Consider the following 12087-nt stretch of genomic DNA (forward strand, 5'->3'; position numbering starts at 1 on the left):
GGCTGAAGACGCGAGCCTTCAGTCGGGATTTTCAATCCATACCGGATCAGTTATTTATCGTTCGCTGCTCACTTTCGCGCATTCGACAGGCCCAGCGTTCGCTCCGTTTCGGCAATGAGCTGCTGTTTTTCGGATTCACTTTTGCCCTGCAAGTTGATCGTCCGCTCGAAAACGTGTTCTTCGCCGTCAAGCTTGTATTCATACTTCATTTTCAGGCGATTATTCTCGAGATCTTCGATAAGAGTTTTGGTATACGGCGTTCCGTCGGGTGCCACAATCACGTTTTTCGGCAGGTGACTGTCCTCGTTCTTCGACCGGTTGCCGGACGTGCCGGTTCCTCTCGACGCAACCGCCACTTCACCCGATTCATAGCGCGTTGGTCGGACACCACCCCGGGGGGCCGTCGGCGGTTTGGGGGCGCGGGGCGGACTGACCACGACATGCACGCCCAGTGAATCCTGGATCGAGCTGATCAATGCTTCTTTCTCTTCCTTGCTCATTCCCATCGCATCGAATTCCTGGTCGTAGTGAATGTTGCGGCTGGGCTGTTCAACGTCGATCTTTATACGCAACGTTTTGCCATTGTCATTGATGCTCCGGCTGATCGACGAGCGTTCCTGGGCGACAGCCGCGACACTGATTCCGAAGAGTGCGAGGGTAATTGCTGTTTTCATGTGTTTACTGTTTTAGGGAGAGTAACCTGAATCCACACCATTCCAAGGGCTACCCGGGCGGTTCAGGGTGTTCATTCTGATTTTAAACTGTTCACCGGATTCATTAATGCGGCATTGATGGACTGAAACGATACGGTCAACACGGCAATCAGTACGACCAGACCACCCGCTGCTGCGAAGAGCCATCCTTCCAATCCGACACGGTACGCGAAATCCTGCAACCAGTGATCCAGCGCATACCAGGCAACCGGAGCAGCAATGAAAAAGGCAATGAAAACTAACTTGAGAAAATCTTTGGAGAGCAATAACACCACGTTAACGACGGACGCACCTAAAATCTTGCGTATACCGATCTCTTTTGTTCGTTGCCCGGTTGTAAAGGTAACAAAACCGAATAGTCCTAAACAAGAAACCAGGATGGTTAATGTGGCGAAACCGTTAAAAACTGTTGCCAACACCCGATCTTTGTGATATTGGGCCTCAAACGATTGGTCCAGAAATTCATAATCGAACGGATAGAGCGGGTAATGATGCTGCCAGATGCTTTTCACCACCGGCAACTGATCGGAGCTTATGCTGAGCATGACGCTGCTCGCCGGAATGGTATTGTAAACCAGCACCAAAGGTTCGATCAGGTTGTGCAGGGAGCGATAATGGAAATTCTTTACGACGCCAACGACCTTCCCCTTGTGGCCAAATCCGTCGATCGTCTGCCCGATGCCGTCCTTCCAACCCGCCAGTTTAACAAACGCTTCGTTGACGATGAATCCACCTTTCAAATCGGCTTTCGATTGCGACGACAGGTTGCGCCCTGCTTTCAGCTTCATGTTCAGTAACGGTAAAAACTGGTCATCCACAAATAGAAAGTTGCTCATCAGTTCCCGTTTTCGTCCATTGCTCCGGAACGTAGTGGACGCCATGGGCAGCAGGCCCGACGGCTGCAAACCGGAACCCAGCGTCACCGCGCCGACCTCACTGCGGTTTTTCAGACTGTTGGCAAACGCGGTGGCAGCCACCCGCGCCGTCGAGTCGTCGGGCAGGTGAACGCTCAGAATCCGCTCCTTCGTAAAACCCAGGTCTCTGGTTTGCAGGAAATTCATTTGTCGGCGAATCACCAGAACCCCGGCAATCATGCCGACGGCCAGCACAAACTGAAAAACAATCACGGATTTCCGAAACCACGCTCCTTTTCCGTAGCTGCCAAGCCGGCCTCTCAGCACCTCGACCGGGCGATAATCAGACAATACAAAAGCCGGGTATAAACCGCCCGCCAGCGTGATCAGGAGCCACGTAAAACCGATTAGCGGCACCGCTTCCGATAAGACGATTGACAGGCGGATTTGTAACAGTTCATTGAAAAAAGAAAGGGCCAAATAGACCAACACCACGGCAATACCGACCGAAAAACCGCTTAACAACAGCGATTCCAGCAGAAACTGCCGGATCAACTGGCCGCGTTGGGCGCCGTTGGCCTTCCGAATCCCGACTTCTTTGGCGCGTTCGGTGGCTTTGGCCGTCAGCAGGTTGATGTAGTTCAGCAGGGCAATGGCCAGTACAAAGACCGACAGAAAGGCGAACAGATACCCGTATTGTTTGTTGCCTTTGGGTGTATCGGCCATCTTGCCCTGGCTGTAATGAACGTCCTGCAACACCTCGGCCGGAAAACGGAGCGAGTAGCCCTCCGCGCCCATTTTTTGCAGTTCGGGATTGGCGTATCGGTTGGCAAGCTGCGTCAGTTTTTTGCCGAAAACCGCCAGATTTGGTTCGTCCCGGAAGAGAACGTAGGTATAACACGGAAAATCATCTTCCACCCACGACCGGCTCCCGGTGAACACTTTGGACAGCAGGGCGCTCACGGGCAAATCGGTATTGCTCGGCGCGTCGGCCACCACGCCGGTGACCTGAAAAAGCTGCTTGTTGAATTCGAGGGTTTTCCCCAGCACGTCCGTCTTCCCGAAATACTTCTTTGCCAGCCGTTCGGTCAGAACCGCGCTGTTCGGATTCGCCAGCGCCGAAGCCGGATTTCCCGCCAGAAATGCATACGAGAAAACCGAGAACACTTCGTTGTCGGCGTAATAGACATCCGATTCTTTAAGCAGCTTATCGTCATGACGTATAACGGCATCAGTAGGCAGCAAACGCACGGCGGTTTCGACTTCCGGGTAATCGCGTTTCAGGGCTTCCGCCAGCGGAACCGGGCTGGAGGCAATCGACAAAACCGACTCCGGCGTTTTCATATCGGTCGTTACGCGCACGATGCGGTGGGCGTTGGCGTGGTAGCGGTCGTACGAAAATTCGTGGTCGACATACAACGCCATCAGCAGACAGGCCGCCAGCCCGATGGCCAGCCCGCCGACGTTCAAACCGGTATACAACTTGTTGCGCCAGAGGTTGCGCAGGGCGATTTTGAGGTAGTTGCTCAGCATAGTCTTACTATTTTTGTTACATTTGATAAAAACTCAAAGCGCTATGGAAACACCCCAGTATGATGTATTCGAGGAGTTTCAAACGGAAGATGTCATGTCATACAACCACGCTAAGCTTACGTATCGTCTCACGAAAAGTCTTGGTCAGTATGACGAACTATTCGATATTCTGCCGGAACTGGAGTTTGACCTTTCGCACGGTCGGGCAAAACCGGATGTTGCCATTTGTCTCCCTGGAAAAGCAAACTGGCTCAAAGACATCATTCGTCCCACGACTCCACCGTTGATAGCCATTGAGATTTTATCCCCCCGGCAGGCGCTGTCGGACCTCACCGATAAAGCATTGGACGTGTATTTTCCGTCCGGCGTAACAACCGTTTGGGTTATTATTCCTCAATTCAAGCAAGTGACGGTGTTATCCCCTACTCAACAGGAAGTTTTTACCGATGGTATCTTAAGCGATGCGCAGACGGGTATTGAATTGAGTCTTACTTCCCTGTTTAAAGAATAGTCGTCGACCGAACAGACTTTGTGTTCTTTAATTCTACTCCGTCCGCAAACTCTTCACCGGATTCGCCAAAGCCGCTCTGATGCTTTGGAAGGAAACCGTCACCAGCGCGACCAAAACCGCCAGCCCGCCCGCCAGCGCAAACATCCACCAGGCCAGACTGATCTTATAAGCGAAGTCCTGCAACCACTGGCTCATGACATATCCCGCAATCGGGCTGGCAATCACCATAGCCACCACCACCAGTTTCAGGAAGTCTTTCGAAAGTAGCGCAACAATGCCGGCCACCGATGCGCCCAGCACTTTCCGAATGCCGATTTCTTTCGTCCGTTGAACGACTACCAGCGATACCAGACCGTATAAACCGAGTCCGCAAATCAGGATGGCGATGCCCGCAAAGGTGTTGACCAGCCGGAAAATCAGGTTCTCGGTTTCGTAGAATTGCGCCAGTTGTTCGTCCAGAAATTCATACTCAAAAACCGCATCGGGATAGATTTTCTCCCAGATTTGCTGAATGCGCTGAACGGTTTGCTGCGGGTTTTGCCCCGAAATCCGGATGCCTGCCCGGACAAAAAATTCGGAATGACTGGCGATGAAACAGGGGGCAATTTCCTCGCGCAACGACCGCAGGTGAAAGTCTTTGACGACGCCCACAATCGGCAGCGAAACCGGCGAGAGGTAATACTGCATCCGGCGACCCACAATCTGCTTTGGATCTCGAATGTTCATTTTTCGCAGAAAAGCTTCGTTCACCAGATACTCTTGAATCGTATCGCTCTGGCTTATATTACGACCTGCGACGAGTTGCATCCCGTACGTTTTGAGATAATCGGCATCGGCCACGCGCTCCCGCAGCGGAAACGGCTCCCATTCGGCTTTGTCTCCAAACTTGAACGATCCGCCGTTCATCACCAGGGCGGAGGGCGGGCGGTAACTGGCACTCACCGACTTGATTTCGGGGTATTGCAGAAGTTCATTTTTGAACGTCTCCCGCGACGCTTTCTGCGGATTGGGCAAGGTCACCACCACGACGTTGTCTTTTCGGAAACCGATATCCGTATTTTGAATGTAGCGGACCTGTGTGGCCACCACCAGTGAACCGATGATCAGGGCCTGGCAAATGACAAATTGCAGGACAATCAACGACTGCCGCACGGAATAACTGCCCCCCGATTTAGCCGACAGTTTCCCTTTCAAAGCCGCCCACGGACTAAACCCCGACAAAACTGCGGCCGGATAACCACCCGCCAGCAAAATGACGATCAGAACGAGTAACGCGATAAAACCAAGCGTCAGGCCATCCAGGTGCAGCGACAAACCGATGCTGACCCACTGGTTGAAAACCGGCAGACTCAGCACCGCCATCAGGAGGGCCAAACCGGTAGCCGCCAGCACGATCAGCGCGGTTTCGAGCAAAAACTGCCGGACCAGTTGCCCCCGGGTGCTGCCGAGCGTTTTCCGGATGCCGACTTCCTTGCCCCGCCGGAGAGCCTGGGCCGTTGCCAGATTGACGAAGTTGATGCAGGCCGTCAGCACCAGAAACACCCCCACCAGACCCAGCGACCACAGCAGCGACGGGCGGATGGCCGTGGCACCACCCATAATGCGTCGAACGTCGAAATGGCTTTCGCGAAGGGGCTGGATATGAAACTGAATGACATGGGCATTGTCGCCCAAATGCTTTTTGCCCAAAGCGGGCATAGCCGCTTCCAGACTACCGGCCGCTTCCGGACTTGTCAGCGTACAGAAAAGCCGGTAGTTGCTGTTGAGCCAGCCCCAGTCACCCTGGTTGTAATCGGGACTGAACTTTTTGAGAGTTGCAATGGAAATGAAAAGACTGATGTCCGTGTCGGTCGTTTTGAGTGGATCAGCCAGAACACCGGTTACTTTGGCGTCGATTCCGGGTTTTAGATTCAGCATCTGCCCCATCGGGTCGGCGTCACCGAAATACTTTTTAGCCCACGACTCGGTCAGGACGATGCTGCTGGGTTCACGAAGTGCGGTTTTGGGGTTACCGCGCAACCATTGATAGTCCAGAATAGCAAACAATTCCGGCTCAACAAAAGCGGTTCCTTTGTGCTCCAGAAACCGAACCGGTTTTCCGTTCTTTCGGTACGTTACGGTCAGTTCACGGTTCATCATCAGAAAAGCCGCCTGCTCGACCTGCGAAAAATCCGTTCGCAACGCCTGCGCCATCGGCAGCGGAGCTTCGGGGTAATACTCGACGGAACCGTCGTCGAGGTGCATGTCCGTTACGACCCGGAAGATCCGGTCAAATTTGGTGTGGTGCCGGTCGGTGCTGAGGTGGTAGCGAACGAACAGAAAAATGAGCAGTCCGCCCGCCATGCCAACGGACAAACCAAGGATGTTGAGCAGGGTGTAACTCCGCTGCGTGGTTAAATTCCGCCAGGCGATTTTGAAGTAGTTCTGTAGCATAAGCCCCGTTGGCAAGCCGGATTTGGTTGCCCTAAAGGTACTTCGTATCCCCTTCCGACCATCCTTCTGCCTTATAAACAGCCTGTTAAAAAAAGTTAACGCCCCGACAACGCGCCGGTGGGGCAGGTGTTAAAATATCGCATACTGAATGTTGACGGGCCGCCCGCGCGGTAACGAATAACGAAGTGATTGACCCGGCTTTCGTCATTTAGCATTCGATATTCATTATTAACGGTCTTTTTTCAGCAGTTTGCATCAACTTGAAGAAACCCGGAAACCGCCCAGCAACGGCACACGGCCCGTAATGCCGGTCAAGTTGATGTACGGCAGCGGACAACCTATTAAATTAGGATCATTTAATTTATTTATCCGACATAATTCCGGAGAATCCGGGTCGATGGTCACCGGCGAGTGACTGATTTTTAACCGGTTTTGACTTCGTTTTGACTTTTATTGTTCCAATATTTTATTATTTATATTCTATTCTTAACTTAACGTTTGAATTACGATCCTCGCCCCCACGCAGGCGTTTTTCAATGTGAATTCGGCAGGCAATTCATTTTACCAAATTAGGTCGCAGTAACAGGTATCAGGATGGTATTTTTCTCCTCTATTCTGTTACAAATTGACGAAATAATTCGGGAAATAATTTTTCCTTTGCATAATTCAATTGTCTCAAACCATCTCTATTAATTATGATAAACAATTACTACAATCATTCGGGGTTCTCCCCAGTTTAATTCATTTCCCAATCCTTTTTGACTAGCGCCCCCGGTATTACCAGACACCGGGGGTCTTAGTGACACCTATAGTCTTCTTGCTGTCCACGCTTCCCTACACGTGAAGAAGTATTACCTGTTCAATCTTACCAACTCTATTACTTACTTAATCTAATCCGTCTTATGCGTATGAAAAAGTCTACTCATCGGGTGCCTCCAAAAAACAGGTATCTATTGGTACTTTATCTAATGATTGCTTCTGTCACCCTTTCTTTTGCTCAAAACTCAACCATAAAAGGGAAGGTGACCGGTGGACAGGGAGACGCACTGCCTGGCGTGAGCATTGTGGTCAAAGGCACCACACAGGGAACCACAACGGCCTCGGACGGCACGTATTCGCTCAACGTTCCGAACAAAAATGCAACGCTGGTATTTTCATTCATTGGGTATGTGAGCCAGGAATTACCCATTGGCGGCCGGTCAGTGATCGACGTGAAGCTGGCTGACGACATCAGCACCCTGAATGAAGTCGTGGTTGTGGGGTATGGTGAGCAAAAGAAAGAAACGATTACGGGTGCGGTTGCTACCGTAAAAGGGACGGATCTGGTGAAATCACCCGCCATGAACATGAGTAACTCCATTGCAGGACGGATGCCGGGCGTTATTGCCACCAACTCCAGTGGCGAACCGGGTTATGACGGTTCAGCCATCCGCATCCGGGGTTCCAACACGTTGGGAAACAACGACGCACTGATCGTTATCGACGGTGTTCCGGCCCGGGCCGGGGGTTTCGACCGGATCAATCCACAGGATGTCGAAAGCATTTCCGTCCTGAAAGATGCCGCAGCGGCCATTTACGGCTCGCGGGCAGCCAACGGGGTTATTCTGGTTACCACCAAGCGGGGCAAAACCGGCAAACCGGAACTTTCCTACAGTTTCAACCAGGGTTTTTCGCAGGCGACGGTTATTCCCAAAATGGCAACAGCCGCCGAATACGCCCAGTTGAACAACGAGATCAACGTCTATAACCTGCCTCCGCAATACTGGAAAGCCGCTTCGGATGCCTTCAAAACGACAGGCAGCTTTACCCGCCCCGACAACGGAGCGATTGCCAAAGCCGCCTTTACGCCGGATGATATCAAGAAGTTTAACGATGGGTCCGATCCGTGGGGACACCCCAACACCGACTGGTTCGGCGAAGCGCTGAAAACCTGGGCTCCTCAGGTGAAACACACGCTCCAGTTGATTGGCGGTAGCGAAAACATCAAATACCTGGTGTCGGCCAACTACCAGAACCAGGATGGTTACTACAAAAACTCCGCAACAGGGTATAAGCAGTATGACTTCCGCATGAATCTGGACGCGAAAGTCAACAAATACGTCAATACCGTCGTGGGTGTGGTCGGTCGTCAGGAAAACCGGTTTTTCCCGACGGTAGGTGCCGGGGCCATTTTCCGGATGCTGATGCGGGGCTATCCGAACAAACCGGCTTTCTGGCCGAATGGGCTGCCCGCTCCTGACATCGAAAATGGTCAGCAACCCGTTCTGGTGACGACGGATGCCACCGGTTACGACCGGGATACGCGGTATTATGTGCAAAGCAATGCCACCGTCAACGTTACCAACCCCTGGATTCCGGGTCTGAAATTCAGCGGTAGTGTTGCCCTAGACAAATACATTCAGCAAGGCAAGAGATGGCAGACGCCCTGGTACGTCTATAGCTGGGATTACACGTCGTACGATGCCAACAAGCAACCCATCCTGAACCGGGTGGCAAAAGGTCCCGCTCAGGCAGAGCTGAACCAATACACGAACGACCAGTTCAACTCGCTGCTGTCGGGTATTTTGACCTACGATCACGTATTCGGCGGTAACCACGGCATCACCTTGCTGGCGGGGATCACGAAAGAAGCGTCTAACTCGGCCGGTTTCTCCGGTTTCCGGCGGTATTTTGCCTCCACGGCCATCGATCAGTTGTTTGCCGGTGGTAGTGCCGAAAAGAACAGCAACACGACGTCAGCCTGGGAACGGGCGCGGATGAGTTACTTCGGTCGGGCTGCGTATAACTACAAAGAAAAATACCTCGCTGAATTCCTGTGGCGGTATGATGGTTCGTACATGTTCCCGAAAGAAAGCCGGTGGGGCTTCTTCCCCGGCGTGTCGGCAGGCTGGCGTATATCCGAAGAGAATTTCTTCAAAAATGCCATTCCGGCCATCAATTCTCTGAAACTGCGGGCATCGTGGGGCCAGTTGGGGAACGACCAGGTGTATTTCAACGGTGCTTTGCGTGAATATGATTACCTGCCTACGTATGCCTACGGTGATGCCGTGAATGCCAACTGGGGTTATGTAACGGGCGGTCAGGTTGCTCAGACACTCTATGAAAACGGTGTTCCGAACACGACGCTCACCTGGGAAGTAGCCAACAACGCCGACATCGGTCTGGAAGGTGCCGCCCTGAACGGGAAGATTTTCTTCGAGTTCGACGTATTCCAGAACAAGCGTTCCAACATCCTGTGGCGCAAGAGTGCTTCCATTCCGCAAACGACGGGGATGACCCTGCCGGCCACGAACATCGGGAAAGTAACCAACAAAGGCTACGAATTCCGGGTGGGTTACAACGGACAGGCGGGTGAATTGCGCTACAGCGTGAGTGTAAACGGCGGGTATGCCAAGAACGAAATTACGTTCTGGGACGAAACCCCCGGAGCACCCGAATGGCAGCGGTCGACCGGCAAGCCCATTCCGAGCAACGTCAACGATCCGAACCAGCAGAACGGCACGCTGATGTACCAATACGACGGCATCTTCTCGACCCAGGCCGAAATCGATCAGAACACGGTGGATTACAGTGGTGTAGGAGCCAGCTTGCTGCGCCCCGGCGACATGAGACTGAAAGACATCAACGGTGATAAAAAAATCAACGGTGACGACCGCGTTCGGGCCGACCGCAACAATCAGCCCCGGTTCCAGGGCGGTTTCAACGGAACGATGTCCTACAAAGGCTTCGACTTCAGCATCCTGGTGCAGGCTTCGGCGGGTGGTCAGATCTTCCTGCAAACCGAGTCAGGCACGATCGGTAACTTCCTGAAATGGAGCTACGACAACCGGTGGACGGTGGACAACCCCAGCACGGAACATCCCCGGATCGTTGACCGCAGCAACCAGTACTTCTCCAACGGTACCAGCTACTGGTTGAAAAAAACCGACTACATCCGTCTGAAGAACGTCGAAATCGGATATACGTTACCATCCCTGATTTCCAGCAAAGTGGGGCTGAACAACCTGCGGGTGTATGTAAACGGTCTTAACCTGGCTACCTATGCCCCAGCCATGAAAGGCCTGTTCGATCCGGAATCGACCAGCGGTAGCGCGCAGTACTATCCGCAGGCGCGGGTAATCAACGCCGGTTTATCAGTCAGTTTTTAACTAAATGCTCAATCATTCTATTATGAATCATATCGTAAAATGCCTGTCGTCCAGTTTACTCGTAGGGATGACGATGGTAGCTTGCAACAGCGATTTTCTGGATACCAAGCCCCTCGACAAAGTGTCGGGGGATGCGGTCTGGTCGGATCAGAACCTCTCCGAAGCTTTTGTGACGGATGTTTACAACGGGATCAGGGACGGTGTTCTGGACCAGATGAGTTTCGATTGCCAGACCGACAACGCCCTCTACAGCTTTGGCAAGCAGGATGTCAACGAAGCCAACGTGAGTCCATCGAACCTGGGAACGGTTAAAAACACGATGGAATGGAGTGCCATGTACTCCCGGATTCGGGCGGCTAACATTGCACTGGCCAACCTGGCCAAGCCCAAGTTTAACAATGCCACGGTGGCTGATCGGATGAAGGGTGAAATGTATTTCATGCGGGGCTATTTTTACAACCAACTGCTTCGTTATTATGGGGCGGTTCCGCTGATCAAGTCGCCTTACACGCTGGATAACCCCGATTTCACCATCGCCCGGAATACCTACGAAGAGTGTGTAAACTCAATCGTGAGTGACCTGGATTCGGCCGCTATCCTGCTGAAAGGGAAAACCCTGACCAGTGGCCGCGCCACGATGGGTGCCGCCATGGCCCTGAAAGCCCGCGTGTTGTTGTATGCCGCCAGTGATCTGCACGATATTCCGACGGCAAAAGCCAAGTCGACCGTCATCGCTGGTTTCAACAAACCCGAACTGCTGGGATACGTTAGTGGCGACCGGATTGCCCGCTGGACGAAAGCCCGGGATGCTGCCAAAGCCGTGATCGACCTAAACCAGTATGGCTATAAACTGAACCTGACGGCACCGGTTTCTGCGGCCGAAGGCCAGCAGAATTACATCAACATGTATCTGTCGCGCAACGGTGGTGAAGCCGATGGTATCTTCCTGAAATACTACATCCGGGCTTCATTCGACGACTGGGGTTCGTGGTATCCGCGCAACAACATGCCAAACGGTTATCACGGCTGGACATCGAGTCAACCCACTCAACAACTGGTGGATAACTACGAGATGATGGACGGTACGAAGTTCGACTGGAAAAACCCGGCCCACGCGGCAACACCTTACGAAAACCGCGATCCGCGCTTCTATGCATCCATCCTGTACGACGGTGCGCAATGGAAGCCCCGCACGCCCGATGGAGCCGGTATCGATCCGGCCGGACAGATTCAAATGGGTGAGTATGAAGTAGGTAGCTCGGCGGCTCCCACCAAATATTCCGGTTTGGATACCCGCAATAGCTCCATCGAAAACTGGAACGGAACCTGGACGGGTTACGCGATCCGCAAGTTTATGGACCCCGATCCAACGCTTGTCGATCAGAACATCCGGCAGGAAGTACCTTCCATCCAGATCCGGTTTACAGAAGTGGTGTTGAACTACGTGGAAGCCTGTCTGGCACTGGGTCAGGAAGCCGAAGCCAAAACCTGGCTCAACAAAGTCCGGTTCCGGGTGGGCATGCCTGCCATTACCGAAACCGGAGCGGCCCTCGTCGCGCGGTACCAGAACGAACGGAACATCGAGATGCTGTTCGAAGACCAGCGGTTCTATGACGTTCGACGCTGGATGATCGCACCAACGGTGTTGGGTAAACAGGCTCAGATCATCGTCATCACCGGTAAACTGAAACCCGGCAAAACCGTGACGACGTATAAGTACAGCAAAGAAAATTATACGTATTCCTACAGCGTTCAGGATTTAGGAACCGGGAAGGAAAACCGGAAGTGGGCCGACAAAATCTACTTCCTGCCGATCAGTCGGGATGAGATCAACCGGAACAAGCAATTGGTGCAAAATCCCGGCTATCAATAGCATTGAACGCTTTCCACAAGTC

General features: G+C 52.7%; 6 protein-coding genes. 3 read left to right on the forward strand and 3 right to left on the reverse strand.

What is annotated here, in order from left to right; translation table 11 throughout:
- Nucleotides 1–68: 68 nt before the first annotated feature.
- Both FH871_RS22380 and FH871_RS22385 read right to left on the reverse strand, forming a co-directional pair.
- The gene (locus FH871_RS22380) at nt 69–674 is read right to left on the reverse strand and encodes a hypothetical protein (protein WP_138993662.1); all 606 of its coding nucleotides are present in this window, start codon (nt 672–674) and stop codon (nt 69–71) included.
- Nucleotides 675–745: 71 nt separating this feature from the next.
- Nucleotides 746–3100 (reverse strand): ABC transporter permease, encoded by a 2355-nt coding sequence (locus tag FH871_RS22385; RefSeq protein ID WP_138993663.1) that lies wholly within the window; start codon nt 3098–3100, stop codon nt 746–748.
- A 43-nt stretch (nt 3101–3143) separates the two neighbouring features.
- On the opposite strand from FH871_RS22385, the gene FH871_RS22390 reads away from it, so the two are divergent.
- Nucleotides 3144–3611 (forward strand): Uma2 family endonuclease, encoded by a 468-nt coding sequence (locus FH871_RS22390; RefSeq protein ID WP_138993664.1) that lies wholly within the window; start codon nt 3144–3146, stop codon nt 3609–3611.
- Between the two features lie 33 nt (nt 3612–3644).
- Here FH871_RS22390 and FH871_RS22395 read toward each other — a convergent pair whose 3' ends face one another.
- The gene (locus tag FH871_RS22395) at nt 3645–6044 is read right to left on the reverse strand and encodes an ABC transporter permease (protein ID WP_138993665.1); all 2400 of its coding nucleotides are present in this window, start codon (nt 6042–6044) and stop codon (nt 3645–3647) included.
- A 968-nt stretch (nt 6045–7012) separates the two neighbouring features.
- Here FH871_RS22395 and FH871_RS22400 point away from each other — a divergent pair.
- On the forward strand, nt 7013–10192 hold the full coding sequence (locus tag FH871_RS22400; RefSeq protein WP_229317489.1) for a TonB-dependent receptor: 3180 nt from the start codon (nt 7013–7015) through the stop codon (nt 10190–10192).
- A 22-nt stretch (nt 10193–10214) separates the two neighbouring features.
- On the forward strand, nt 10215–12065 hold the full coding sequence (locus FH871_RS22405; RefSeq protein ID WP_138993667.1) for a RagB/SusD family nutrient uptake outer membrane protein: 1851 nt from the start codon (nt 10215–10217) through the stop codon (nt 12063–12065).
- Nucleotides 12066–12087 lie beyond the last annotated feature (22 nt).

The sequence above is a fragment of the Larkinella sp. C7 genome (genome assembly GCF_006149005.1).
GTDB lineage: Bacteria > Bacteroidota > Bacteroidia > Cytophagales > Spirosomataceae > Larkinella.